The sequence below is a fragment of the Pseudomonas sp. genome (genome assembly GCF_035277045.1).
In the GTDB taxonomy this organism is placed as follows: domain Bacteria; phylum Pseudomonadota; class Gammaproteobacteria; order Pseudomonadales; family Pseudomonadaceae; genus Aquipseudomonas.
This window is the reverse complement of record NZ_DATELE010000110.1, coordinates 1-24400: the sequence shown is the minus strand read 5'-3', so window position 1 is coordinate 24400 and position 24400 is coordinate 1. Positions and strand designations below refer to the sequence as shown.

Here is a 24400-nt window from a genome sequence, read left to right as displayed (position 1 = left end):
GCTCAGGCATTTCCGGACAGTTTCAACCGCGCCGCCTGGGTGAAGTCCAGCATGCGCTTGAGCGGCTTGATCGCCTTGGGAATCAGCGATGGTTCAACGAAGATCTCGTTGCTGCCCTTGCGCAGGCAATCCAGGGTGCGCTCCAGGGTATTCATGGCCATCCACGGGCAATGAGCGCAACTGCGGCACGCGGCGCCGTTACCGGCCGTAGGCGCCTCGACAAACACCTTGTCCGGGCACAGCTGCTGCATCTTGTAGAAGATGCCGCGATCGGTCGCGACGATGAACGTCTTGTTCGGCAGGGTCTGCGCGGCGGCAATCAGCTGGCTGGTCGAACCGACCGCATCGGCCAGGTCGATCACCGACTCCGGCGACTCGGGGTGCACGAGGATCGCGGCATCCGGATACAGGGCCTTCATGTCGGCCAGCTGGCGCGACTTGAACTCTTCGTGGACGATGCAGGCACCGTCCCACAGCAGCATGTCGGCGCCGGTCTTCTTCTGGATATAGCGGCCCAGGTGCTGGTCCGGCCCCCAGATGATGGTCTCGCCGTTGTCCATCAGTGTTTCGACGATCTCTAGCGCGCAACTGGAGGTCACCACCCAGTCGGCACGCGCCTTGACCGCCGCCGAGGTGTTGGCATAGACCACCACGGTGCGCTCCGGGTGCTGGTCGCAGAACGCCGAGAACTCGTCCACCGGGCAGCCCAGGTCGAGCGAGCAGGTGGCCTCGAGGGTGGGCATCAGCACGCGCTTTTCGGGGGTCAGGATTTTCGCCGTCTCACCCATGAAGCGCACCCCGGCCACCACCACGGTGCTGGCCGAGTGGTTCTTGCCAAAGCGGGCCATTTCGAGGGAGTCGGACACGCAGCCGCCGGTCTCCTCGGCCAAGGCCTGGATGACCGGATCGCAGTAGAAATGGGCAACCAGGACAGCGTCCTGGGCCTTGAGCTCGGCAGCGATGGCCGCACGGTACTCGGCCTCCTGCTCGGGCGTCAGGGGGTTGGGCTGCTTGGCATCAAGGTGAGCTTGGACCAATAGGCGTTCGGAAATCTGGGTCATGATCGCTGGACCTGCAGGCGCTTCGCGCGTCAGTCGAGTGTATCACCGGGCCCTGGCGGATCGGCTACAGGTCGCGCGACAAGGGCCGAACGGGCGTTCGCCATGCCATCACAGACCTACCGCGGGCTCGGATTATTATCGGACGCCGAAGGCTACAGCCAATCACATGAATTCAAAAGCGTTTTTTGTAGCTCAAGGCCCGGGCGCGCAAGGTGCCCGCCCGGGTGGCGGTGGGGTCGGCCGCGTCACCCCTCCACACCCTGCAGCAGGCCGCCAAGCATCATGGCAAATGCCTCGACCGTCATCTTGCGGCCGTTGAAATCGACCATGCCGTCGGCATAGTGCAGGCTTGCCACCACATCATCGCCCTGCACGGTCGCCAAGCCGCTCTGCACGGCCATCAGGCCCACGACCTCGCCCGCCTGGCCGGCTTGCCGGGCAATGCTCTGAGCATCGTCCTGACCTTGCAGCAGTGCTTGCAGCGTTGCCAGATCGCCTATCATCGGCTTGGACAGCGTCAGTTTGCCCTGTACCTGACTGATCACCTGCCTGGCCAACTGGTCAGCCGGCAGGTCGAAAGAGGCGGGGTTTGCCAGGTCGACACTCAGACTGAAACGGCTTTCGCCATGGGCGGTCTTGAGCGAGAGGTTTTCCAGGGCGATCCGCGGCTTGCCCGAGAGCAACCGCGCAAGGTCAGCATGGACCTTGGCACGCTCCTGCGCGGTCATGTCGATCGGCGGGAACGGTATGCCTGCGGCCTGCGCCGCCTGTACCTGAGGCAGCCTGGTCGCGTACCACTCGGCCAGTGACTGCAACGCCAGGGCGTCGTAGCCCTTCAAGGAGAAGGCCGCCTCGCCCGCCCCCACGGCCCGCCCTGCGAAGCTGATATCAGCAATCTTGTAGAGCACCCGGCCGTCCACCCTGTCACCGCTGGCGGTGGTCACGCTATGCCCTTCCAGGCCCTTGAGCACCACGCCCGGATCATCGTCACCCTGCCCCGCACCCGGGACGAAGCGACTTTCAGCCAGCGCGGCATCCAGTGACCCGGCATAGACCATGGCCTCGCCGGAACGGGTCAGGACGCCAGCAAGACTGAAGCCCTTGAAGTGCATGCGGATCGGCTGCTGGTCTTGGTCCAGCAGGGTCGCGTCCAGCGTGTCGGCCGTACCGCTGAGCTTGAAGTGCTGGCCATCGCGATCACTGTCGACCCGCAACCGCAGCCCCGAGAAATCAAGCGTGTTGCCGTTACCCTCATCCATCTGCAAAGGCAACACGCTGATCCTGCTGTCGACGCTGCCACCGTAGCCCAGACTGACCTGCGCTTGCACTGGCGACTGCCCGCCTGCCGCGGCGAACCAGGCCGCCGTGCGATCGTCCTTCTGCAGCTCGGCGTTGCTGGCGGCCATGACGGGCAGCAACCTGAGCGCTTTCACTCGCGACCACGGGAACGGGCCATGCTCGAGATGGTCGACCACGGCGACCTCGAAGTTCAGCGGCGCATCCCCAGCCTGGATATCCGTCGCCTTGACACGGTAGTGGGCAGTACTGGTGAACAGGTGCTGGTCGAGCGAGACCAGTTCAAGAGTGACGCTGCCGCCCGTTCCGCTCAGGGAGTGTTTGAGCTGCTTGTTGGCCACGGCAAGGGAGCGTTCAAGCTCGGCGGGCAACTGCTTGCCGGTGTACCAGGCGCCAGCGGTGGTCACCGCAGCGATGGCGATTACCAGAACGGAGAATACACCTGTAGTTTTCTTCATGAATCCGACCGATTGCTGTCCATAGGGGATAAGCCAGACCGCATGGCGAGCTGGGATACGAAGGTTATCATCCCAGGCCGCGCAGCCGGCACAACGTTACCCGTGTACAGCCAAGTGCATCATTTCCAGATGTGAGAAACGAAAAAGCCCGCTTCCGTTGCCGGAAGCGGGCTCTCTCTACTGCGTATGGTGGGTCGTGTAGGATTCGAACCTACGACCAATTGGTTAAAAGCCAACTGCTCTACCAACTGAGCTAACGACCCGTCGATGGCGCGTATAATACTGATTTCTAACAGGAAATCAACACCCCATCGCAAAATAATTCAAAAATAGCGTGTCGGGTCCTGAACGCCGGCCGCGCTGAAGCCCTCGGCACGCAGGCGGCAGCTGTCGCATTTGCCGCAGGCCCGGCCCTGATCGTCCGCCTGGTAGCAGGAAACCGTCAGGCTGTAATCCACGCCACGGGCAATGCCGGCCTGGACAATCTGCGCCTTGCTCATGTTTTGCAGAGGCGCCTGGATGCGGAACCCTTGCCCTTCCACACCCGCTTTCGTCGCCAGGTTGGCCAGGCGCTCGAAGGCCTCGACGAACTCGGGGCGGCAGTCCGGGTAACCTGAGTAGTCCACCGCATTGACCCCAATGAAGATGTCATGGGCTTCGAGCACCTCCGCCCACCCGAGGGCCAGCGAGAGGAAAACCGTGTTCCGCGCGGGCACGTAGGTGACGGGGATGCCTTCGCCTGGGGTTTCGGGTACATCGATGCTGCTGTCGGTCAGGGCCGAACCGCCGATGCCGTTCAGGTTCAGGCCGATGACCTTGTGCTCGACCACACCCAGGTCGCGGGCGACACGTGCCGCCGCTTCGAGCTCGGCGCGATGGCGCTGGCCGTAGTCGAAGCTCATGGTGTAGCAGGTGTAGCCATCGGCCTGGGCCATGGCGACCACGGTGGCCGAATCCAGGCCGCCGGAAAGCAGGATTACCGCGCGTTTCTCAGTCATGTGGAAGTCTCTTCTGTCAGCGTCCGGGTTCGTCGTTCCACAGCAGTTTGTGCAGCTGCAACTGGAAGCGCACCGGCAGGTTGTCGGCAACGATCCAGTCGGCAAGCTGCGAAGCGCTCACCTGCTGATGGCTGGGTGAGAACAGCACTTCGCCAGCGCGCCGCTCCAGGCCATGCTGGATAAGCCTGGACACCGCCCAGTCATAGTCCTCGCGCGAGCAGATGACAAACTTGACCTGGTCGTTGGGTGTCAGGTGCTCGATGTTCTCGTAGAGATTGCGATGCGACTCCTGCGAGCCTGGCGTCTTGAGGTCGACCACGCGGCTCACGCGGGTGTCCACGCGAGAGATGTCCAGCGCGCCACTGGTCTCGAGGGAAACCTCGTAACCGGCGTCACAGAGCCTTTCGAGCAAGGGCAAGGCATTGGGCTGGGCCAATGGCTCGCCGCCCGTGACGCAGACATAGCGCGGCTTGAATCCCGCGACCTGCTCAAGGATCGAGTCAAGGGTGCGGATGGTGCCGCCGGTGAAGGCATAGGCGCTGTCACAGTATTGGCAGCGCAGGGGGCAGCCGGTCAGGCGCACGAACACGGTCGGCAGACCAGCCGTTCGCGTTTCACCCTGCAAAGAGTAAAAGACTTCGGTAATGCGTAATGTGTCTTGCATAATCGCCACGGGCGTAACAGCTGAACAGGCTGTCCGCCTCCGTCAGGCACCGCTGCGAACCCGGCATTGCGTTATCCGCAGCAGCGTAGTGAACAAAAAGGGCAGAGATTCTAACGAAAAAACCCGCGCCAAGCGCGGGTTTCTTTCAAGCGGTCGGCCTCAGAGCTTCTGCAGGTCTCGCTGCGCAAGCTGCGCCGCGGAGGTGCCGGGGTACTGGGTCACCACCTGCTGCAGGATGCCCTTGACCCGATCCGTATGCCCCAGGCGACGTTCTACGTCGGCCAGCTTGTACAGGGAATCAGGCACCTTGCTGTGCTTGGGATAAAGCTGACTGACCTTGGCAAACGCCTGGCCGGCGGCCTGCAGGTCACCTTTGGCCAGGTTCACTTCACCGAGCCAGTACTGGGCATTGCCGGCGTACTGGCTGTTGGGGTACTTGCGCAGGAAGGCAGCGAACGCCTGGCTGGCCTTGTCGAAATCCTTGGCTTTGATCAGGTCGAAAGCAGCGTCATAGTAGAGCTTTTCTTTCGCCGGATCGCCAGGCTCGCTGCTGGCGGCAGGTTGCTGCGCGGCGGCAGCCCCTGCGGCAGCACCGGCGGCGGCATCAGGCGCACCACCGGTGGAGGAATTGTCGGGGGTTGCGGCGGGTGCCACACCGGATCCGATACGCCGATCCAGGTCCTGGTAACGCTCCAGGCTTTCCTGTTTCATGCGGGCCACATCATTCTGCAGCTCTTCGATGACGCCCTGTTGCCGTGCAATCTGGTCTTGCATCTGTTGCAGCTGCATGAACAGCTGACCCTGTGCCGAGGCAGGGGTGGATACCCCTCCCCCGGCATAGGCGCCGTTCGTGCCATAACCCGCGGGCGGATAGCTGCTTGCGCCGCTAGAGCCTGCGTTGTCATCAACTACGGGAACCTCAGCCCAGGCCGCGAGCGGCAGGCTGAGTGCGAGGACGGTTACGACACGACGGCAGATTCGCATATCGAATTACTTGCGCAGTTCGACGCGACGGTTCTGAGCCCAGGATTGCTCGTCGTTACCGGTAGCAACTGGACGCTCTTCACCGTAGGAAACCAGTTCCAGCTGAGCAGGGGAAACACCCTGCAGAACCAGGTAGCGCTGGACGGCCTTGGCACGACGCTCACCCAGAGCCATGTTGTACTCGCGGGTGCCGCGCTCGTCAGTGTTGCCTTCCAGGACAACACGGCTGCCGTTGGACTTCAGGTCCTTGGCGTGAACGTCCAGAGCGCGCATGGCTTCTGGCTTCAGGTCCGAGCTGTCGTATTCGAAGTAGAAGGTGGTGATTGCGCGCAGAGCTGCTTCTTCGCTCAGGCTGCCGTCGACAGCACCGGTGTTGGCGCCGTAGCCAGCGTTAGGATCAACTGCTGCGCCTTCGCCAGCATTGTCACCGCCCTTGGAGGAGCAACCTACAGCTACAGCCATGGCCAGAGCCAGCGCAGCAAATTTACCAAACTTCAGCATTTCCATCGTGAAACTCCTTGTGAACCCCAGTGTGTTAAGAAAAACGTAAAGCAATTACGCCGCATCAGTTCAGGTAAGGGGACCAGGACGGTTCTCTGACTTCGCCTTGAGCGGTAGGAAGCGGGAGCCTCACACGTCCGTTGAGAGAGACGAGCATCAAGACTCCCCGGCCCTGCTGGCGGGTGGCGTAGATTAGCATGGTGCCGTTGGGCGCAACAGTAGGCGACTCATCAAGACTTGTTTCGGAAAGAATCTTTACACTTCCCCGCTCCAAGTCCTGCGCTGCCACTTTGAAGTTGGTAAAACCTTGTTGGCGATGAATCATCACCAGGGTCTTTTCATCCGCCGACAATTTAGGGTTGGCGTTGTAGTTACCCACGAAAGTTACCCGCTCGGCGCCACCGCCACTCACGCTCGACTTGTAGATCTGCGGCTTGCCGCCACGGTCGGAGGTGAAGTAGAGGGTGTTGCCATCCTTGCCCCAGAAAGGCTCGGTGTTGATGCCAGGACCAGAGGTCACACGGCTGATCTGACGCGAAGCCATGTTCATCACGTAGATGTCCGGGTTGCCGTCCTTGGACAGCACGAACGCCAGGCGCGAACCATCGGGCGACCAGGCTGGCGCGCCATTGAGGCCCTCGAAGTTGGTGATCTGTTCACGGCGGCCAGTGTCGATGTGCTGCACGAAGATGCGCGGGCGGCGCTGCTCGAACGACACATAGGCAATACGCTTGCCATCCGGGGCGAAACGCGGCGACAGGATCGGCTCGCGCGACTGCAGCAGGGTGACCGCGCGCGCGCCGTCGTAGTCCGAGCGCTGCAGGGTGTAACGGGTGTTGTTGGTCGAGAAGCGCTCGGCGGTCACGTAGAGCATGCGAGTGGAGAACGCACCCTTGATGCCCGTGAGTTTTTCGAACGACTGATCGGCGATGTAGTGCGACATGTCGCGCAGCTGGTCGACGCCGCCGGTCACGCTACCGGTCAGCACCTGCTGCTCGGTGGCAACGTTGAACAGCGCGTACTGCACCTGCAGGCGGCCACCGGACGGCACGATGCTGCCGACCATCACATACTGGGCGCCCAAGGCTTTCCAGTCACGGAAGATCACTTCGCTGGCCTGGCTCGGCTGGCTGATCATGTTCTGCCGCGGGATCGGGGCGTAGTAACCGGAGTTGCGCAGGTCATTGCCAATGATATCGGCCATGTCCTCTGGCAGCACGCTACCACCCTGCAGACCGAACGGCACTACCGCGATGGGCGTGGCCCGGTCGCTGCCGCTGGTGACCAGGATGTTCTTTTCCTCTGCCATGGCCACACCCGCCACGCAGCAGAGCATGACCAGCAGTCCTCGAAGAAGTTTAATCACAACGCAAGATCCTCAGGTGTAAATGTCATCTTGAATGAACGATAGGCATTGAAATCGCTCGGCTTCAAGCCCTGCATTTCGGTCAAACGACCAATGTTCTTGACCGCGGCAACCGCCGAGCTGTCGAACGGACCGTCACCACTGGAGCGCGAAACACTCACGTTGGTGATGGTGCCATCGGGCAGCATGTTGATCTGCAGCACCACTGTCATGTTCTTGCGCGCCGACGGCGGGCGGGCCCAACCTTCAGCTGCACGCATGCGGATAAGGTCGTCGAAGTCACCCGCGACCTGATCACCCTGCTCATCGGCCAGCGCCTGCTGGCGCTCGGTGGTATCAGACAGAAGCTCGGCAAGCGCCTGGGCTTTCTTGTCTTCGGCCGCCTTGCGGGCTGCATCCTGTGCCTTTTTCTTGGCTGCATCGGCTGCGGCTTTCTTTTTCGCCTCTTCCGCGGCCTTCTTCTTGGCGTCCTCGGCGGCCGCTTTCTTCTTGGCGTCCTCGGCTGCTTTTTTCTTCGCCTCTTCAGCGGCGGTTTTCTTCGCGTCCTCGGCGGCCTGCTTCTTGGCCTCCTCGTCGGCTTTCTTCTTCGCCTCGTCCTCAGCCTTCTTCCTGGCGATGTCAGCCTGCTGCTTCTCGGCAGCTTTCTTGGCCTCGTCAGCCTTCTTGGCTTCGGCGGCCTTCTTGGCCTCGGCTACCTTCTGGGACTCTTCGGCCTTCTTGGCCTCGGCGGCGGCACGCGCCTCTTCGGCCTTTTGAGCAGCTTCCTCTTTCTTTTGTTCCGCCGCCTTTACAGCCTGTTGCTCGACCTTCTTCTGCTCAAGCTGCTCGACCTCGGTCTGACGCGAGGCGGTTTTCTTCGCCTCCCCGGCAATCTTCTGATTGGTCTGGGTAGTCGCCTGGCTCTTTGACTTGAGCTGATAGAGGGTCGCCTGGACGATCGGCTTGGACGGCGGCAGCTCAGGCGTCATGGCGAAGCTGACGAACAGCATGCCGAACACCAGCACGTGCAGCCCGATGGCCCAGACACTGGGCCAGAAGTAGCTTTCCGAAGCGGATGGCTCACGCTGCTGCATCAGGGCGCCTCGGTAATCAGGCCAACGTTACCGACACCGGCCCTCTGCAACCCGCCCATGGCGCCCATCACCGCGCCGTAGTCCACCGACTTGTCGCCACGGATGAAGACCTGGGTCTGCTTGCCCTGGTCGCGACCGGCAGCGATGATCTTGGTCACCGCATTGGTCATGTCGGGCAAGGTCATGGCCTTGTCCATCTGTTTTTCGGTATCGACTTCGCTGCCAAGGTTCCAGAAGTAGGTCTTGTCAGCCTTGATCGAAATGGTCAGCACCTGAACGTTGTTGTCCTGCGGCAAGGCTTCGCTGGAAACCTTGGGCAGGTCGACCTTCACACCCTGGTTGAGCATGGGGGCGGTCACCATGAAGATGACCAGCAGCACCAGCATCACGTCGATGTAGGGCACCACGTTCATCTCGGCGACCGGCTTGCGTTTCTGGCGAACTCGGGCCATGGGTATCTACCTGATCACTCTTCGCTGGTGTGCACTTTACGGTGCAGGATCGCCTGGAACTCGTCGGCGAACGTGTAGTAACGGCCAATCAGCACTTCGCTGCGCGCGGCAAAACGGTTGTAGGCGATGACCGCCGGAATCGCGGCGAACAGGCCAATGGCCGTGGCGATCAGCGCCTCGGCGATGCCGGGGGCGACGGTGGCCAGGGTGGCCTGCTGGGCGCTGGCCAGGCCGCGGAAGGAGTTCATGATCCCCCAGACGGTACCGAACAGGCCGATGTACGGGCTGGTGGAGCCGACGGTGGCCAGGAAGGGCAAGCTCTGTTCGAGCTTCTCTTCCTCGCGGGAGATGGCGACGCGCATCGCACGGCCGACACCTTCCATGACGGCGTCAGGATCGACACCCGGCTGCTGGCGCAGGCGCGAGAACTCCTTGAAGCCGGCCCGGAAGACCTGCTCGACACCCGAGTCCGGGTCCGGGTTGCTGCCCGCCTGGCGGTACAGCTTGGAGAGGTCGATACCCGACCAGAAGCGTTCCTCAAAACTGTCCAGCGCACGACGACCCGCGCGCAGCATGGTGCTGCGCTGGAAAATCATGATCCATGAGGTTACCGATGCTGCTACCAGAATCAGCATCACCAGCTGCACCACAATGCTGGCATTACTGACCAGGCTCCACATGGAGGTATGGTCGACGACGTTAGCTTCCACGCTTTAATCTCCTGCGTTCGATTGAGTACCCGTGCCGTCCGCCATGAAGGCGTCACGCAGCTCAGGAGGAATGGCCCGGGGTTTGAAAGTGTCGGCGCGCACGGCGGCCACCAGGAACTGCCCTTCGCAGAGCAGCGTTGCATCTTTTTCGCGCCAGACCTGCTGCTCGAAGCGCAGGCTGGCACGGTTCAATTCAAGTACTCGCGCGGTAATGCGCAGTTCATCGTCCAGGCGGGCCGGCGCGTGGTAGCGCGCCTGCGCGGAATGGACCACGAACAGCAGGTTCTGCCCTGCCAGTTCAGACTGGGCGAAGCCCAGGTGACGCAGCCGCTCGGTGCGCGCACGCTCCATGAATTTCAGGTAGTTGACGTAATAAACAACGCCGCCCGCATCGGTGTCTTCGTAGTAGACGCGACACCGATATGCGAACGGCTCAAGCCCATTTTGCGCGCGCATACTCTAGTGGTTACTCCTCAGCTTGCCAATCCGCCCCGGCAACTGTTTTTTCATGAATAATGTCGTAGTGCCAGCCCGCAGGTGCAGTGCCTGCGGTAGGACCACGAAATCAGGGTTTTGATCTGTCATTCATCGCCTGTGCCGCAATTTTCCGCGGGATCTCCAAGGCGGCCGGGAATGTTCAGGCCGAAGTGCAGGTAGGCATGACGGGTCACCACCCGGCCCCGTGGCGTGCGCATGATGTAGCCCTGCTGGATCAGATAGGGCTCGAGCACGTCCTCGATGGTGTGGCGCTCTTCGCTGATGGCCGCCGCGAGGTTGTCCACGCCCACCGGCCCACCGTCGAACTTCTCGATCATGGTCAACAGCAGGCGCCGGTCCTGGTGGTCGAACCCTCGTTCATCGACATCCAGCAGGTTCAGCGCCATGTCCGCGACGGCCTTGGTGATGTGGCCCTTGCCGCGCACCTCGGCATAGTCCCGCACGCGGCGCAGCAGGCGGTTGGCGATCCGCGGCGTGCCACGGGCGCGACGGGCGATCTCGAAGGCGCCCTGATCCTCGATCGCCAGCCCCAGGATGCTGCCCGAGCGGCTGACGATGGTCGCCAGGTCGTCGTTGTTGTAGAACTCCAGGCGCTGGACGATACCGAAGCGGTCGCGCAGCGGGTTGGTGAGCATGCCCGCCCGCGTGGTCGCCCCGACCAGGGTGAACGGCGGAAGGTCGAGCTTGATCGAGCGCGCCGCCGGCCCCTCGCCGATCATGATGTCGAGCTGGAAGTCTTCCATGGCCGGATACAGCACCTCCTCGACCACCGGTGAAAGCCGGTGGATCTCGTCGATGAACAGCACATCGTGGGGCTCGAGGTTGGTCAGCAACGCGGCCAGGTCGCCCGGACGCTCGAGAATCGGCCCCGAGGTGCTCTTGATCGCAACGCCCATTTCCTGGGCAATGATGTTGGCAAGCGTGGTCTTGCCAAGCCCGGGCGGGCCGAAGATCAAGGTGTGATCGAGGGATTCGCTGCGCGCGCGGGCGGCCTGGATGAACAGCGCCATCTGCTCGCGCACCACCGGCTGGCCGATGTAATCCTCCAGGCTCAGCGGACGGATCGCGCGGTCCTGGACCTCTTCGCGGTCGCGCCCTGCGGCGGCTATCAAACGGTCGGCTTCGATCACTTGGAGATCATTCCCTTCAGACTGCCGCGGATCAGTTCTTCACTGCTCAGGCCGGCCTTGCCCGGCACGGCAGCCACGGCCTTGCTGGCCTCCTGGGGCTTGTAGCCGAGCGAGATGAGCGCGCTGACGGCGTCGGCCTCGGCGCTGGAGGCGCTCGCCGCCGGCGTCGGGCCGTCTGAGACCAGGGCGAACATGGCCGGGGAGGTTTCCCAGGCCTTGAAGCGATCCTTGAGCTCCACCAACAGACGCTCGGCTGTCTTCTTGCCGACGCCGGGGACGCGCACCAGCACCGAGGTGTCCTGGGCCTGCACGCAGCGCACCAGCTCATCGACCTCGAGGCCCGACATGAGCGCCAGCGCCAGCTTCGGGCCGACGCCATTGAGACGGATCAGCTCGCGGAACAGTTCACGCTCGCGCTTTTCGGAGAACCCATAGAGCAGGTGGGCGTCCTCGCGCACCACCAGGTGGGTATGCAGGGTCACCGGCTCGCCAACCTTGGGCAGGCGATACAATGTTGTCATCGGCACCTCCAGCTCGTAGCCCACGCCATTCACATCGACAATCAGGTGTGGCGGTTGTTTTTCCGCCAGGGTACCGCGCAAACGTCCAATCACGTTCCGATCCTTATCCTGGGTACCGGCCAGCGACCGTTAAACCCTATCAGCAAATGCCACGGGTGAGCATTTCACCCGCACAAAATATGTATCAGCTCATGAAGCGGCTACAGACGCAAGCGTCCGCCACGTCGGCGTGCCGTGGCCAGCCCATGGGGCACCAGGCTCGAGCGCGTATGGGCGTGGCACAGTGCGATGGCCAGGGCATCGGAGGCGTCTATCTGCGGCTTTTTCACAAGCTTGAGCAGGTGCATCACCATCAATTGCACCTGTTCCTTGTTAGCGCCGCCGGTGCCGGCCACGGCCTGCTTGACCTGCGTCGCGCTGTACTCGGCGACCTCCAACCCCTCCTCCATCGCGGCCACGATAGCCGCGCCGCGGGCCTGGCCCAGCTTGAGCGCCGAGTCGGCATTACGCGCCATGAACACTCGCTCGATGCCCATGGTCACCGGGCCGTGCTCCCTGATGATGTCCCGCACCCCACGAAAAACGACCTGCAAGCGCTCATGCAGCTCGCCGGCGCCGGTGCGGATACAGCCTGACGCCACATACTCGCAGCCACGCGGGGTCTGGCGCACCACGCCGTAGCCGGTGATCCGCGAGCCGGGGTCGATACCAAGAATCAGAGTCATAACGCCTGCATGCAAAGGGCGCCGGAGCGCCGCTGAAAAAACAGAAGCCGGAGCCGCCAGGGGTGCGATCGCACCCGCTGGTGGCTCCGGCCTCGAAGAGTCTGGTGCAACCCTAGCCGAGCTGTTCCATCACCTCGTCCGGGATCTCGGCATTGGAATAGACGTTCTGCACGTCATCCAGGTCCTCGAGCATATCGATAAGCTTGAGCACTTTCTGCGCGCCTTCCAGGTCGAGCTCGGCGCTGGTGGTCGGCTGCATGACGATTTCGGCGTCCGCGGCCTTGAACCCGGCCTCTTCGAGGGCGCTGCGCACCGCATAGAAGCTGCTGAACGAGGTGAAGACGTCGAAGGAGCCGTCGTCGTTGGCCACCACGTCGTCAGCGTCGGCTTCCATCGCCGCTTCCATCAGGGCGTCCTCTTCGAGCCCGGCGGCAAAGCTGATCTGCCCCTTGCGCTCGAACAGGTAGGCCACCGAACCGTCGGTGCCGAGGTTGCCACCACACTTGCTGAAGGCATGACGCACCGCTGCGGCGGTACGGTTGCGATTGTCGGTCATGGCCTCGACCATGATCGCCACGCCACCGGGACCGTAGCCTTCGTAGGTCAGCTCCTCGACGTCGTCGCTCTCGGCGGTGCCGGCACCGCGGGCGACCGCCCGGTCAATGATGTCGCGACTCATGTTGGCGCCCAGCGCCTTGTCCAGCGCCAGACGCAGACGCGGGTTGGACGCCGGATCACCACCGCCCTGCTTGGCGGCGACGGTCAGCTCGCGAATCCACTTGGTGAAGATCTTGCCTCTCTTGGCATCCTGGCGCTCTTTGCGGTGCTTGATGTTCGCCCACTTGGAATGACCAGCCATAAACCCACTCCGAATCCTTTGAAACACAATCATGCTCCGCCCTACGGGGCGAAACGACAAAAATTCCATGCCTGAACGCAAAGGCGCATCCATCTGGATGCGCCCGGGGTCCGCTTACTCAGCCTTGGGCTGTTCGCGCAGACGGATATGCAGCTCGCGCAGTGCCTTGGCATCGACCTGGCCTGGGGCCTGGGTCATCACGTCGGCGGCGCTCTGGGTTTTCGGGAAGGCGATCACTTCACGGATCGACTGCGCGCCGGTCATCAGCATGACCAGGCGATCCAGGCCGAACGCCAGGCCACCGTGCGGCGGAGCGCCGAATTTCAGGGCGTCGAGCAGGAAGCCGAACTTCTCTTCCTGTTCCGCCGCCTCGATACCCAGCAGGCGGAACACCGCCTGTTGCATTTCCTTGCGGTGGATACGGATCGAACCGCCGCCCAGCTCGGTGCCGTTGAGCACCATGTCATAGGCACGCGACAGCGCTGTGGCCGGGTTGGCCTCGAGCTCGGCCGGGGTGCACTTTGGCGCGGTGAACGGGTGGTGCAGCGCGGAGAAGCTGCCGTCGTCGTTCTCTTCGAACATCGGGAAGTCGACGACCCACATTGGCGCCCACTTGCACGTGTGCAGGTTGAAATCGTTACCAACCTTGATACGCAGCGCGCCCAGGGCCTCGCTGACGATCTTGGCTTTGTCCGCGCCGAAGAACACGATATCGCCGTCGACCGCGCCAACGCGATCAAGGATCACGTTCAGATTGGCCTCAGGGATGTTCTTGACGATCGGCGATTGCAGGCCTTCGACGCCCTTGGCGCGCTCGTTGACCTTGATGTAGGCCAGGCCGCGGGCACCGTAGATGCCGACGAACTTGGTGTACTCATCGATACGGCTCCGCGGCATGCTCGCGCCACCTGGCACGCGCAGGGCGGCAACGCGGCTCTTCGGATCGTTGGCCGGGCCGCTGAACACCTTGAACTCGACATCCTTGAGCTGATCGGCAACGTCGACCAGTTCAAGCGGGTTGCGCAGGTCAGGCTTGTCGGAACCGTAGCGGCGCATGGCTTCTTCGAAGGTCATGTGCGGGAATTCGCCGAACTCCAGGTCCAGGACTTCCTTGAACAGCTTGCGGATCATGCTTTCGGTCAGGCCCATGATCTCGGACTCGTCGAGGAAGCTGGTCTCGATGTCGATCTGGGTGAACTCAGGCTGGCGGTCGGCGCGCAGGTCTTCGTCGCGGAAGCATTTGGCGATCTGGTAGTAACGGTCGAAACCGGCAACCATCAGCAGCTGCTTGAACAGCTGTGGCGACTGCGGCAGGGCGAAGAAGCTGCCCGCGTGGGTACGGCTCGGCACCAGGTAGTCGCGCGCGCCTTCTGGCGTGGCACGGGTGAGGATCGGCGTCTCGACGTCCAGGAAGCCGTTCTCGTCGAGGAAGCGACGGATGCTGCTGGTGATACGCGAGCGCAGGCGCAGCTTCTCGGCCATCTCGGGACGACGCAGGTCGATGAAGCGATAACGCAGACGGGTTTCTTCGCCGACGTCGGAGAATTCGTTCAGCGGGAACGGCGGGGTTTCCGCCTCGTTCAGAACGGTCAGCTCGTAGCCCAGCACTTCGATGGCGCCGGAGGCCATGTTCGGGTTGACCGCACCAGCCGGACGCGGACGCACCTTGCCGGTGATCTGCACCACGTACTCGCTGCGCACGCGGTCGGCAGCGGCGAAGCTGTCGGCGCGATCAGGGTCGAAGACGACCTGGGCCATGCCTTCGCGATCACGGATATCGAGGAAGATCACCCCGCCGTGGTCGCGGCGACGATGAACCCAGCCGCAAAGGGTAATTTCCTGGCCGTCCAGGCTCTCGTTCAGTTGGCCGCAATAATGGCTGCGCATCATGATGGTGTTTTCGCTTCTCGTGATTCGTGTATTCGGGGAGGTCTTGGCCGCCCAAGGGGCTCATAGTGCAAGACCCGGACGGGGCAATTCAACTCAGTCGGCCTTGTCGCCGCCTGCAAGGTTCTTTTTCGCACCGGTCTTGAAGTCGGTTTCGTACCAGCCGGTACCGCTCAGGCGAAAGCCGGGCACCGACAGCATCTTCTGCAGCGCGGGCGCCTGGCAGGCCGGGCAATCGGTCAGCGGCGGCGCGCTGATCTTCTGCAACTTCTCCATCTGGTGATTGCAGGAGGTACATTGATAGTCATAAAGGGGCATGGGGCGTCTCTCGTCAACCACAACGCGCGCTGCTTCAGGCAGCAAAAGGCGGGATTATATATGGTTAAGGAGTGCTGTGCAGCCCGCCCGCCGATCAGCGCCGTGCCGGTGGATCCATCAGCCACGCCACGCAGATCACCCGAATCAGGCCACTGAAATTCTTCACCCCGCCATGGCGCAGGTGGACCTCGCGGTCGACATACGACAGCACCGCGCTGACCGAGCAGCGATTGGCCTGGGCGATCGACTGCAAGATACGCCAGTAGATGGTTTCAAGACGCAGGCAGGTGGCAAAGCCATTGAGCCGGACCGAGCGGGAGACAGGCCGCAGCTGCTCCATGTCGAAACCCATGGTGAACGGATCCACGCAGTCCTTGGTGGGCCAAGGTCCTGCGCAGACACCTCGCGTGGTCAGTACTGGCATCGCTTCCACTGCATCGCTCCATACCCGAGGGAAAATCCTTCGCCCATGCCGCGCGAAGTCCTGTCCTAATGAAGCGCCGCAACCGCGCCACGAACCAGCCGAAAACACTTCCTCCATGAACGAGAATGCCCGGATCCTTCAGGGATCCGGGCATCGGGCCAGCGCCGGGCTGAAACTGCCGGTTCAGTGCGTCATTACTTCTCGTCCAGCAGCACGCGCAGCATCCAGGCGGTCTTCTCGTGCACCTGCATGCGCTGGGTGAGCAAGTCGGCGGTCGGTTCGTCACTGACCTTGTCCACCACCGGGAAGATGCTGCGGGCAGTACGAACCACCGCCTCTTGCCCCTGCACCAGCTGGCGGATCATCTCGCCAGCCGCTGGCACCCCTTCCTCTTCCTTGATGGAGGAGTGGCGTGCATAGAACGCGTAGGAACCGGGCGCCGGGAAGCCCAGGGCGCGAATACGTTCGGCGATGGAATCGACGGCCAGGGCCAGCTCGTTGTACTGCTCCTCGAACATCAAGTGCAGGGTACGGAAGGATGGACCGGTGACGTTCCAGTGGAAGTTATGGGTTTTCAGATACAGGACGTAGGTGTCCGACAACAGACGTGACAGCCCGTCAACGATGGACTTGCGGTCTTCTTCGCTGATACCGATATCAATTGCCATGAAGCGCCCCTTACAAGTGGGTTGATGATGCAGCAGGTTGGAAACACTGTATCAATTCCCGGCGCGGCCTGCATGCGCTGCGGCGCCACGCTGCGCGCCGGTCGCCGCCCTGATTTGAGAACCCCCAGCCTTTGCTGTTAAATAGGCAGCGTGCCATCCGTGCGGATTTCGAATGCCGGGTGCATAGGCTGGCGTTCACGTTTTCGCGCTTCATGACCCCGCGCACCGTGCTGCCAGCTCTTCCTGTGATCGACCTTATCGACTGTGAGCCAACCCATATGTTCAAGATCGTCCATCTGGTGACGGGCGTAGCGGCTCTGCTGCTATCGTTCTTTCCCAGCCTCAAAACCGATGCAATGCCATTGCTGCAACAACCGCAGGCCGTCTACCTCGCGCTGCTCGGCCTTCTCAACCTGCTTCTCGCTCCGCTGGTGCCGCATTACTACAAAGGCATGCGCAACCACCTTCAGCGGCTCGCCAGTGCCCTGCTGGTAGCATCCGTCGTATTGCAGGCCCTCACGCTGCTGGCTCGCCCTGAGCTGGGTGACCTGCCAGCACTGGGCTGCGCCCTCCTGGCCGTGGCGGTAAATCTGGCGGCGGGCTTCGCACCCGCCGCCAACACGGCACGCAGCACACCGGGCGCGCAATACGAGCAAAGCAAGCGCGATACCGGCACCGTCAAGTGGTTCAACACCTCCAAGGGCTTCGGCTTCATCTCCCGAGACTCTGGCGACGATATCTTCGTGCATTTCCGCGCCATTCGCGGCGAAGGCCACCGGGTGCTGGTCGAAGGCCAGCGCGTGGAGTTTTCTGTCATGCACCGCGACAAGGGCCTGCAGGCCGAAGATGTGATCGCAGCGCCGCGACGCTGAGACGCATGCAGTAACAGAACAGGCCCTTCGAGGGCCTGTTCTGTTTTGGTGCATCAGTAGTGTGGCGGCGGCGCCTCGTCCTCGCCGGCCGAGTACTGGCCTACCATTTCCTCGTAACGCTTGAGCAGCGCGGCCATCTGCATCTGCAGACGCTCGACCAGCCTACCCTGCTCGACCAGCACATCGTTGAGCGCCTGAAGGGTATCGTCCTGAAATGCCAGACGACTCTCAAGCTCGGTGACCCGTGATTCCAGCGACATGGCTCAGGACTCCTGGAAAGTGAAGTCGTCGCCCACAACAGCCCGCAGACGCTCGACGACTTGCTGGAGCCGCGCGTCGTCGTACTCGAGCGCCGGCACCTTGCCCCAGACCGGCGCTGGCCATGCGGCATCCGTGCGATGACGAACGATGACATGCATGTGCAACTGGCTGACCACGTTGCCCAGCGTCGCGACATTCATCTTGTCGGCGGCGAAAGCACCTTGCAGTGCCTGAGCCAGTCGAGTGGTTTCGTGCCAGAGCTGTTGCTGCTCGGCAGCCTCAAGCTCGAACAGCTCGCTGATTCCGGCACGCCGCGGCACCAGGATGAACCAGGGATAATTGGCATCCCTGCTCAACAGCAGGCGGCACAACGGGAAATCCCCAAGGACAACAGTGTCCTGCTGAAGCCGTGCATCCAGAGCAAACACGATCAAACCTCCTCCAAAGCGATAGCTGCCTGCGCGATGCAGGCAAAGACGCCAAGGATACCTGCCTTCGGTATGAAGAGCACCGTCCTGCAGCCGAGCCGGCATTTCTGCACGTTTACAAACAGAAAAAAACACGCCTTGCGCCACTTCGGTAACACAGCGCTACTTTTCGCACCAAAACAAGGCTGAAATGCCGGCTTACCTACTTTAAGTAATGTACAAAATACTCAGGTTGAACAGTCGACGGTAACGTATTGACTCACAAGGCAGCTTTACTTGAACGCCGACCGCGCACTTTTGGCACACCATCAGACAGCCGCCCCCTAGTGTTTACGGCACTTGGCGATGGGGGCGTGAAGCGGATGTGAAAAATTCATCAACCGGGCACCCATTTGAGCACGCTTGTTGCATTTCCATCGATCAGGTCCGCATGACACCTGCCATGGCAGAGGCACAGTGGCCAAGGGGCGCGGCACGCGTCTGAAAACGAGTGTGATTTGCGACACCGACGTAACTGTAAGCGACATGGAAATAAAGTTCCCCAGGGCACGGTTTCTCCATATCGCCAAAGCCAGTCAGCGTGATATACATTTTCGCCGACATAACAAGAAAGAGCTGTCCCATATAACTAAAACACTTGGGTGCAGCGGTACTCTTCCTAAAAACCAAAGGAGCAAATCACGATGCGCGTGATGAAGTGGAGCATGATCGCCCTTGCCGTTGCGGCGGGGACTTCGCAGTTGGCAATCGCCTCTTCGCAAGATGAATCAAAGGGCTTTGTCGAAGACAGCCAATTGAATGTAAAGCTGCGCAATCTGTACTTCAGCCGTGACTTCCGCAACAACGAGACCGGCCAGAGCCGCCGTGCAGAATGGGGCCAAGGCTTCATCGGCACCTTCGAGTCCGGCTTCACGCAGGGCACCATCGGCGTAGGCGTCGATGCCATCGGCATGCTCGGCCTCAAGCTCGACGGCGGCCGTGGCACCACCAACACCGGCCTGTTCCCGGTAGGCTCCGACGGTCGCCCCGAGGATGACTACTCCAAGGCAGGCGGCGCGGTTAAATTCCGCGTCTCCGATACCGTCCTGAAGGTCGGCGACCAGTTCACCGCGCTGCCGGTGTTCGCCACCGATGACAGCCGCCTGCTGCCTGAGATGGCCCAAGGCGCCCTCATCACCAGCAGCGAGATCAAGGGCCTGACCCTGCACGCCGGCCGCTTCACCAGCCTGACCGCGCAAGAGCAGACCGACCGCGACAGCTTCCGCCTGAAGAAAGCCGATGTAGTGGGTGGCACCTACTCCATCACCGACAGCCTGAGCACCAGCCTGTACTACTCGAAGGTCGAAGACTACTGGCGCAAATACTACGCCAACGTCAACTGGGCGCTGCCGATCTCCGATACCCAGGGCCTGGTGTTCGACCTCAACGCGTACAACACCAAGAGTGATGGTTCGGGCCTGGTTCGCGCATTCGACGGCGACAAGCTGGACAACACCATCTTCAGCCTCTCGGCCGCCTGGAACATCGGCGCGCACACCTTCACCATCGCCGGCCAGCGCGTGACCGGTGACGGCGACTACGCCTATGGCGTGGACGGTGGCGGCACCGTGTTCGTGGCCAACTCGATCGCCCGCTCCGACTTCAACGCCGAGGACGAGCGCTCCTGGCAGGTACGCTACGACCTGAACTTCGCCGAGTACGGCATTCCGGGCCTGAGCTTCATGACCCGTTATGTCCGCGGTACCGGCGCCAACGTCGAAGGCACCGACAACGGCAAGGAATGGGAACGCGACGTCGACATCAAGTACGTACTGCAGGATGGCCCGGCCAAGGACCTCAGCTTCCGCGTCCGCCAGGCCACCTACCGCTCCGCCGACGGCGTCTACTACGGCTCCCCTTCGCTGGACGAGCTGCGCCTGATCGTCGAGTACCCGCTGAGCATCCTGTAAGCCCTGGCTTGCAATGCCCCGCACTGAAAAGCCCGGCAGCGATGCCGGGCTTTTTCTTGGCTGACAAGCACGGCGCCCTGGGGCATCCTGTACGCCTTCGACTCGCCCCCGTACAATGCGGGGTCAATCAATGTCTTACGCAACCGACAACGGCCCAACATGCGCACCAGTCAATATTTGCTCGCCACCCAGAAAGAAACCCCTGCCGACGCGGTGGTCATCAGCCACCAGCTCATGCTGCGCGCCGGCATGATCCGCAAACTGGCGTCCGGCCTCTACACCTGGCTGCCGATGGGCCTGCGGGTGATGCGCAAGGTCGAGGCCGTGGTACGCGAGGAAATGAACGCTGCCGGTGCGCTCGAAGTGCTGATGCCCAGCATCCAGCCCGCCGAGTTGTGGCAGGAGTCCGGCCGCTGGGAACAGTACGGCCCTGAGCTGCTGCGTCTCAAGGACCGCCATGGCCGGGACTTCTGCGTCGGCCCGACCCATGAAGAAGTCATCACCGACATGGCCCGCAACGAGCTGTCGAGCTATAAACAGCTGCCGTTGAACATGTACCAGATCCAGACCAAGTTCCGTGACGAGATCCGTCCGCGCTTCGGCCTGATGCGTGGCCGCGAATTCATCATGAAGGATGCCTACTCCTTCCATGCCGACCAGGCTTCCCTCCAGGAAACCTACGACCGCATGCACCAGGCATACTCCAACATCTTTACCCGCCTGGGCCTGGATTTCCGTCCGGTGCAGGCCGACACCGGCTCGATCGGTGGCAGCTACTCACACGAATTCCACGTCCTGGCCGAATCGGGCGAGGATGATGTGATCTTCAGCGACAGCTCCGACTACGCCGCCAACATCGAGAAGGCCGAAGCCATTCCGGGCGAGACCGTGCGCCCTGCCCCAACGCAGGAGCTGCGCCTGGTCGACACGCCGGACGCCAAGACCATCGCGCAGCTGGTCGAGAACCACGGGCTGCCGATCGAGAAGACCGTCAAGACCCTGATCGTGCGTGGCGCCGAAGAGGGCAAGCTGATTGCCCTGATCGTGCGTGGCGACCATGAGCTGAACGAAATCAAGGCCGCCAACCTGGAGCAGGTCGCGAGCCCCCTGGTCATGGCCACCGATGCCGACCTGCGTGCAGCCATCGGCGCCGGCGCAGGCTCCCTGGGCCCGCTGAACCTGCCGCTCGAATGCATCATCGACCGCTCCGTCGCGCTGATGAGCGACTTCGGCATTGGCGCCAACATCGACGACAAGCACTACTTCGGCGTGAACTGGGAACGCGACCTGCCGGTTCCCCAGGTGGCCGACCTGCGCAACGTCGTCGCTGGCGACGCCAGCCCGGATGGCCAAGGTACCCTGGTCATCAAGCGTGGCATCGAAGTCGGTCATATCTTCCAGCTCGGCACCAAGTACAGCGAGGCGCTCAAGTGCCAGGTGCTCGGCGAGAACGGCAAGCCGGTGGTCCTGTCCATGGGCTGCTACGGTATTGGCGTGTCCCGTGTGGTCGCCGCCGCCATCGAACAGAGCTACGACGACAAGGGCATCGTCTGGAACGACGCCCTGGCCCCGTTCCAGATCGCCCTGGTGCCGCTGCGCTATGAAACCGACGTGGTCCGCGAGGCGACCGACAAGCTCTACGCCGAACTCACCGCCGCGGGCTTCGAAGTGCTGCTCGATGACCGTGACAAGAAGACCAGCCCGGGCATCAAGTTCGCCGACATGGAGCTGATCGGCATTCCGCACCGCATCGTGGTCAGCGACCGCGGCCTGGCCGATGGCAACCTGGAATACAAGCACCGCACCGAGCAGGACGCCCAACCGCTGCCAGTGGCCGAGGTACTGTCGTTCCTGCAAGCCCGTATCCGTCGCTGATAGCCAATGCGCGAGTGATCATGTTCAAGCGAAGTACCATTACCCTGGGGGGCGCCGCGTTGAGCGGCGCCCTGCTCGTCAGCGGCTGCGCCAACCAGATGTCCCAGCGCAGCGAGCATGAGGAGCGCGTCGAGCGCAAGTTGCTCGCCCACAGCCTGCAGATCGACGTCGGCGAGCCCAAGGTGCTTGAGCTGCCCCAGCGGCGCGTACGCATCCATGAGCAGAAGCATTTCGAGGTGACCGAGTTCGAGGTCACTCGCCGCTATGACCGCTATACGCCCTACCAGCCGTGGCGGGAGATCTACGAAATCCCGCTGGGCGCGGTGGCCGTGGTCGCCGGTGTGGGCGCCAATGTGGTCAACCTCTTCGCACTGGGCAACCTGCCGGACAGCGTCACGCGCGACTGGCTGAACTATGGCGTGGCCGGGCTCAACCCGTTCATGAACGTGCAGTCCAATGGCCGGGCACAACAGAACCTGGCCGGCCTCGATGAGGTCCAGAAAGCCAAGCGCCAGGAGTACACCACCCTGCCGTGGAGCGAGCGGCTGGTCGAGGTCAAGGCCGGCAAGATGACCCACGAACTCGCCACCGACAGCAACGGCGTACTGCGCCTGAACCTGCTGGATGCCCCGTTCTCGGAGCAGAACCTGAACCGAGTCGGCACCTTGCACCTGCAGGTGGCGGACGAGGACAACGGTGTTCGCGCCGACGCCAGCCTGCTGGTCAGCGGCGACTTGCGCAGCAAACTGGCCGAAGCGCACAACCTGATCTTCGACGACCTGGAAGATGACGAGGTGGGCCAATGGGTTCACCGGGTCAAGCGCCTGTCAGAGCTGGGTCTTGAAGAGGAAGCCAGTGAGCTGGAGCAGAGCCTGATCGAGCTGACCCGCAATGATCCGGAACTGCAGCAGGAGTTTCTTCAGGCCCTGACCAAAAATGGGGGTCGCCTGGTCGCCGATCCGGGCGCCAGATGATGTGCCTGGCCGGCGTCGCCCTGACGCCGGCCATTTTCAGGTCGCCTCGAACAGCTCGAGCTGTTCATGGGCGCCGCGCAAATCCAGCAGACGTACCCCCACCCCCAACAATCGCACTGGCTTGTCGCCGCGGGCGTATGCCTGGCTGAGCAGTTGCCGGTAGCTGTCCAGGTCCCTCCCTGCGCCCGACTGCTCCAGCGTGGTCTGACTGAAGTCATGGAACTTGACCTTGACGAAAGGCTTGCCCGGCCGATAGCTGCTATCCATCCGCCCTACCCGCTCGTTCAGGCTGAGCAGCAGCTCGGGAAGCTTCTCCAGACAACTTGGCAAGTCCGGGAGATCGGTATCGTAGGTGTTCTCGACGCTGACTGACTGCCGACGGCTGTCGTTGTGTACCACCCGATCGTCCACGCCCCGGGCAAGCCCCCACAGCCGCTCGCCGAAACTCCCGAACTCGCGCACCAGCGAAAGCCTGGACCACTCGCGCAACTCCAGGCATGTGGTAATGCCCAGGCGCGCCAGCTTGTCCGCCGTGACCTTGCCCACCCCATGCAGCTTGGCGACAGGCAAGGCTGCCACAAAGGCTTCCACCTGCGGCGGCGTGATCACGAACAGTCCATTGGGCTTGCGCCAGTCACTGGCGATCTTCGCCAGGAACTTGTTGGGCGCCACCCCGGCCGACACAGTGATATGCAACGTGCGCGCAACCCGGCGGCGAATGTCCTCGGCGATCCGCGTGGCGCTGCCCGCGAACCACTGGCTATCGGAAACATCCAGGTAGGCCTCATCCAGCGAGAGCGGCTCGATCAGGTCGGTGTAGTCGCGAAAAATCGCCTGAATCTCGCGCGAGGCCTCTTTATAGGCATCAAAGCGCGGTTTGACGATAAGCAGGTCGGGACAAAGCTTCAGCGCATGCCGGGACGACATCGCAGAACGTACACCATACGCGCGCGCCTCGTAGTTACAGGTGGCAATCACCCCCCGCCGCTCCGCTGAACCACCCACGGCCATGGGCCGACCGGCAAGACGCGGGTCGTCACGCATCTCGATCGCGGCGTAGAAGCAGTCGCAGTCGATGTGGATGATCTTGCGCAAGGACATGGATGACCGTCAGTACTGTAAATTCATACAGATGATAGCTTATTCGAACACGCAGACCGCATCCACTGGCAAGCGACACCTGGGGTTCGGCCTGTAACCCACGCCGCACCTGAGCCGCGGGCTAAACCGAGCCGCTAACAGACTGAACAAAAAAGGTTTTTCCGTTAAAAACAATTGACACGCGAGCAGAAATCCGTAGAATTCGATCTCACAGGCGCGGGATGGAGCAGCCTGGTAGCTCGTCGGGCTCATAACCCGAAGGTCGTCGGTTCAAATCCGGCCCCCGCAACCACGTGGAACAAGGCGCTCTTCGGGAATCCGAAGAGCGCCTTTTTCGTGCTCACGGC

Annotated in this window: 25 protein-coding genes, 2 tRNA genes and 2 pseudogenes; 6 read left to right on the top strand and 23 right to left on the bottom strand. The window is 62.3% G+C overall.

Annotation, left to right across the window (positions count from 1 at the left end):
- Positions 1-2 precede the first annotated feature (2 nt).
- The 20 genes from nadA to VJS90_RS04620 form a co-directional block, all read right to left on the bottom strand.
- Positions 3-1061 (bottom strand): quinolinate synthase NadA, encoded by a 1059-nt coding sequence (nadA, locus tag VJS90_RS04715; protein WP_324119522.1) that lies wholly within the window; start codon positions 1059-1061, stop codon positions 3-5.
- Positions 1062-1306: 245 nt separating this feature from the next.
- Positions 1307-2815: a YdgA family protein gene (locus VJS90_RS04710; RefSeq protein WP_324119520.1), complete on the bottom strand. Its 1509-nt coding sequence runs from the start codon at positions 2813-2815 to the stop codon at positions 1307-1309.
- Positions 2816-3002: 187 nt separating this feature from the next.
- Positions 3003-3078, bottom strand: a tRNA-Lys gene (locus tag VJS90_RS04705).
- A 60-nt stretch (positions 3079-3138) separates the two neighbouring features.
- The gene (gene queC, locus VJS90_RS04700) at positions 3139-3813 is read right to left on the bottom strand and encodes a 7-cyano-7-deazaguanine synthase QueC (protein ID WP_324119518.1); all 675 of its coding nucleotides are present in this window, start codon (positions 3811-3813) and stop codon (positions 3139-3141) included.
- A gap of 16 nt (positions 3814-3829) precedes the next feature.
- The gene (queE, locus tag VJS90_RS04695; RefSeq protein WP_324119516.1) at positions 3830-4477 is read right to left on the bottom strand and encodes a 7-carboxy-7-deazaguanine synthase QueE; all 648 of its coding nucleotides are present in this window, start codon (positions 4475-4477) and stop codon (positions 3830-3832) included.
- Between the two features lie 159 nt (positions 4478-4636).
- Complete coding sequence (gene ybgF / locus VJS90_RS04690) at positions 4637-5461, bottom strand: tol-pal system protein YbgF (RefSeq protein WP_324119514.1); 825 nt, start codon at positions 5459-5461, stop codon at positions 4637-4639.
- 6 nt (positions 5462-5467) lie between these two features.
- Complete coding sequence (gene pal / locus VJS90_RS04685; RefSeq protein WP_043201913.1) at positions 5468-5968, bottom strand: peptidoglycan-associated lipoprotein Pal; 501 nt, start codon at positions 5966-5968, stop codon at positions 5468-5470.
- A 58-nt stretch (positions 5969-6026) separates the two neighbouring features.
- Positions 6027-7298 carry a Tol-Pal system beta propeller repeat protein TolB gene (tolB, locus tag VJS90_RS04680; RefSeq protein WP_324119569.1) on the bottom strand — a complete coding sequence of 424 codons (1272 nt, stop codon included), beginning with the start codon at positions 7296-7298 and terminating at the stop codon, positions 6027-6029.
- A gap of 26 nt (positions 7299-7324) precedes the next feature.
- Positions 7325-8401: a cell envelope integrity protein TolA gene (gene tolA / locus VJS90_RS04675; RefSeq protein WP_324119511.1), complete on the bottom strand. Its 1077-nt coding sequence runs from the start codon at positions 8399-8401 to the stop codon at positions 7325-7327.
- A complete protein-coding gene (tolR, locus tag VJS90_RS04670) occupies positions 8401-8853 on the bottom strand; it encodes a protein TolR (RefSeq protein WP_324119510.1) in 453 nt (150 codons plus the stop codon). Before tolR ends, tolA begins: the two co-directional genes overlap by 1 nt.
- Positions 8854-8867: 14 nt before the next feature.
- Positions 8868-9563, bottom strand: coding sequence for a protein TolQ (tolQ, locus tag VJS90_RS04665; protein WP_010223192.1), 696 nt, complete (start codon positions 9561-9563; stop codon positions 8868-8870).
- A 3-nt stretch (positions 9564-9566) separates the two neighbouring features.
- Positions 9567-10019 (bottom strand): tol-pal system-associated acyl-CoA thioesterase, encoded by a 453-nt coding sequence (ybgC, locus tag VJS90_RS04660; RefSeq protein WP_324119506.1) that lies wholly within the window; start codon positions 10017-10019, stop codon positions 9567-9569.
- Positions 10020-10144: 125 nt separating this feature from the next.
- Positions 10145-11191: a Holliday junction branch migration DNA helicase RuvB gene (gene ruvB / locus VJS90_RS04655; protein ID WP_324119505.1), complete on the bottom strand. Its 1047-nt coding sequence runs from the start codon at positions 11189-11191 to the stop codon at positions 10145-10147.
- Positions 11188-11805: a Holliday junction branch migration protein RuvA gene (gene ruvA, locus VJS90_RS04650; RefSeq protein ID WP_324119504.1), complete on the bottom strand. Its 618-nt coding sequence runs from the start codon at positions 11803-11805 to the stop codon at positions 11188-11190. Before ruvA ends, ruvB begins: the two co-directional genes overlap by 4 nt.
- A 107-nt stretch (positions 11806-11912) precedes the next feature.
- Complete coding sequence (gene ruvC, locus VJS90_RS04645; protein ID WP_324119503.1) at positions 11913-12437, bottom strand: crossover junction endodeoxyribonuclease RuvC; 525 nt, start codon at positions 12435-12437, stop codon at positions 11913-11915.
- A 112-nt stretch (positions 12438-12549) separates the two neighbouring features.
- Positions 12550-13296, bottom strand: a complete 747-nt coding sequence (locus VJS90_RS04640; RefSeq protein WP_324119502.1) for a YebC/PmpR family DNA-binding transcriptional regulator — start codon at positions 13294-13296, stop codon at positions 12550-12552.
- A 114-nt stretch (positions 13297-13410) separates the two neighbouring features.
- The gene (aspS, locus tag VJS90_RS04635; protein ID WP_324119501.1) at positions 13411-15186 is read right to left on the bottom strand and encodes an aspartate--tRNA ligase; all 1776 of its coding nucleotides are present in this window, start codon (positions 15184-15186) and stop codon (positions 13411-13413) included.
- Between the two features lie 93 nt (positions 15187-15279).
- Positions 15280-15501 (bottom strand): zinc ribbon domain-containing protein, encoded by a 222-nt coding sequence (locus VJS90_RS04630; protein WP_324119500.1) that lies wholly within the window; start codon positions 15499-15501, stop codon positions 15280-15282.
- Between the two features lie 94 nt (positions 15502-15595).
- On the bottom strand, positions 15596-15925 hold the full coding sequence (locus tag VJS90_RS04625; protein WP_324119567.1) for a ribbon-helix-helix domain-containing protein: 330 nt from the start codon (positions 15923-15925) through the stop codon (positions 15596-15598).
- A gap of 194 nt (positions 15926-16119) precedes the next feature.
- On the bottom strand, positions 16120-16593 hold the full coding sequence (locus VJS90_RS04620; RefSeq protein ID WP_324119499.1) for a Dps family protein: 474 nt from the start codon (positions 16591-16593) through the stop codon (positions 16120-16122).
- 212 nt (positions 16594-16805) lie between these two features.
- Here VJS90_RS04620 and VJS90_RS04615 point away from each other — a divergent pair.
- A pseudogene (locus tag VJS90_RS04615) lies at positions 16806-17129 on the top strand (cold shock domain-containing protein membrane protein); the annotation flags it as partial.
- Between the two features lie 126 nt (positions 17130-17255).
- A pseudogene (locus tag VJS90_RS04610) lies at positions 17256-17465 on the top strand (cold shock domain-containing protein); the annotation flags it as partial.
- Between the two features lie 53 nt (positions 17466-17518).
- Here VJS90_RS04610 and VJS90_RS04605 read toward each other — a convergent pair.
- A complete protein-coding gene (locus tag VJS90_RS04605) occupies positions 17519-17725 on the bottom strand; it encodes a SlyX family protein (protein ID WP_324119497.1) in 207 nt (68 codons plus the stop codon).
- A gap of 3 nt (positions 17726-17728) precedes the next feature.
- Positions 17729-18154 (bottom strand): HIT domain-containing protein, encoded by a 426-nt coding sequence (locus tag VJS90_RS04600; RefSeq protein WP_324119494.1) that lies wholly within the window; start codon positions 18152-18154, stop codon positions 17729-17731.
- A gap of 683 nt (positions 18155-18837) precedes the next feature.
- Here VJS90_RS04600 and VJS90_RS04595 point away from each other — a divergent pair.
- The 3 genes from VJS90_RS04595 (at position 18838) to VJS90_RS04585 (ending at position 22952) form a co-directional block, all read left to right on the top strand.
- On the top strand, positions 18838-20103 hold the full coding sequence (locus VJS90_RS04595; RefSeq protein WP_324119493.1) for an OprD family porin: 1266 nt from the start codon (positions 18838-18840) through the stop codon (positions 20101-20103).
- Positions 20104-20262: 159 nt separating this feature from the next.
- Entirely contained in the window at positions 20263-21978 is a 1716-nt protein-coding gene (locus VJS90_RS04590) for a proline--tRNA ligase (protein ID WP_324119491.1), read from the top strand.
- A 20-nt stretch (positions 21979-21998) separates the two neighbouring features.
- The gene (locus VJS90_RS04585) at positions 21999-22952 is read left to right on the top strand and encodes a hypothetical protein (RefSeq protein WP_324119489.1); all 954 of its coding nucleotides are present in this window, start codon (positions 21999-22001) and stop codon (positions 22950-22952) included.
- 36 nt (positions 22953-22988) lie between these two features.
- Here the strand turns inward: VJS90_RS04585 and dinB are convergent, their stop codons facing one another.
- Positions 22989-24047, bottom strand: coding sequence for a DNA polymerase IV (dinB, locus tag VJS90_RS04580; protein WP_324119565.1), 1059 nt, complete (start codon positions 24045-24047; stop codon positions 22989-22991).
- Positions 24048-24268: 221 nt separating this feature from the next.
- Here dinB and VJS90_RS04575 point away from each other — a divergent pair.
- Positions 24269-24345: transfer RNA gene (locus tag VJS90_RS04575), tRNA-Met, on the top strand.
- Positions 24346-24400: the final 55 nt, after the last annotated feature.

What these genes read in the sequence shown, in the direction of transcription:
- nadA (WP_324119522.1), bottom strand. Translation starts at nt 1,061, where the DNA reads ATGACCCAGATTTCCGAACGCCTATTGGTCCAAGCTCACCTTGATGCC.
- VJS90_RS04710 (WP_324119520.1), bottom strand. Translation starts at nt 2,815, where the DNA reads ATGAAGAAAACTACAGGTGTATTCTCCGTTCTGGTAATCGCCATCGCT.
- queC (WP_324119518.1), bottom strand. Translation starts at nt 3,813, where the DNA reads ATGACTGAGAAACGCGCGGTAATCCTGCTTTCCGGCGGCCTGGATTCG.
- queE (WP_324119516.1), bottom strand. Translation starts at nt 4,477, where the DNA reads ATGCAAGACACATTACGCATTACCGAAGTCTTTTACTCTTTGCAGGGT.
- ybgF (WP_324119514.1), bottom strand. Translation starts at nt 5,461, where the DNA reads ATGCGAATCTGCCGTCGTGTCGTAACCGTCCTCGCACTCAGCCTGCCG.
- pal (WP_043201913.1), bottom strand. Translation starts at nt 5,968, where the DNA reads ATGGAAATGCTGAAGTTTGGTAAATTTGCTGCGCTGGCTCTGGCCATG.
- tolB (WP_324119569.1), bottom strand. Translation starts at nt 7,298, where the DNA reads ATGCTCTGCTGCGTGGCGGGTGTGGCCATGGCAGAGGAAAAGAACATC.
- tolA (WP_324119511.1), bottom strand. Translation starts at nt 8,401, where the DNA reads ATGCAGCAGCGTGAGCCATCCGCTTCGGAAAGCTACTTCTGGCCCAGT.
- tolR (WP_324119510.1), bottom strand. Translation starts at nt 8,853, where the DNA reads ATGGCCCGAGTTCGCCAGAAACGCAAGCCGGTCGCCGAGATGAACGTG.
- ybgC (WP_324119506.1), bottom strand. Translation starts at nt 10,019, where the DNA reads ATGCGCGCGCAAAATGGGCTTGAGCCGTTCGCATATCGGTGTCGCGTC.
- ruvC (WP_324119503.1), bottom strand. Translation starts at nt 12,437, where the DNA reads ATGACTCTGATTCTTGGTATCGACCCCGGCTCGCGGATCACCGGCTAC.
- VJS90_RS04640 (WP_324119502.1), bottom strand. Translation starts at nt 13,296, where the DNA reads ATGGCTGGTCATTCCAAGTGGGCGAACATCAAGCACCGCAAAGAGCGC.
- aspS (WP_324119501.1), bottom strand. Translation starts at nt 15,186, where the DNA reads ATGATGCGCAGCCATTATTGCGGCCAACTGAACGAGAGCCTGGACGGC.
- VJS90_RS04630 (WP_324119500.1), bottom strand. Translation starts at nt 15,501, where the DNA reads ATGCCCCTTTATGACTATCAATGTACCTCCTGCAATCACCAGATGGAG.
- VJS90_RS04625 (WP_324119567.1), bottom strand. Translation starts at nt 15,925, where the DNA reads ATGCCAGTACTGACCACGCGAGGTGTCTGCGCAGGACCTTGGCCCACC.
- VJS90_RS04620 (WP_324119499.1), bottom strand. Translation starts at nt 16,593, where the DNA reads ATGGCAATTGATATCGGTATCAGCGAAGAAGACCGCAAGTCCATCGTT.
- VJS90_RS04605 (WP_324119497.1), bottom strand. Translation starts at nt 17,725, where the DNA reads ATGTCGCTGGAATCACGGGTCACCGAGCTTGAGAGTCGTCTGGCATTT.
- VJS90_RS04595 (WP_324119493.1), top strand. Translation starts at nt 18,838, where the DNA reads ATGCGCGTGATGAAGTGGAGCATGATCGCCCTTGCCGTTGCGGCGGGG.
- VJS90_RS04590 (WP_324119491.1), top strand. Translation starts at nt 20,263, where the DNA reads ATGCGCACCAGTCAATATTTGCTCGCCACCCAGAAAGAAACCCCTGCC.
- VJS90_RS04585 (WP_324119489.1), top strand. Translation starts at nt 21,999, where the DNA reads ATGTTCAAGCGAAGTACCATTACCCTGGGGGGCGCCGCGTTGAGCGGC.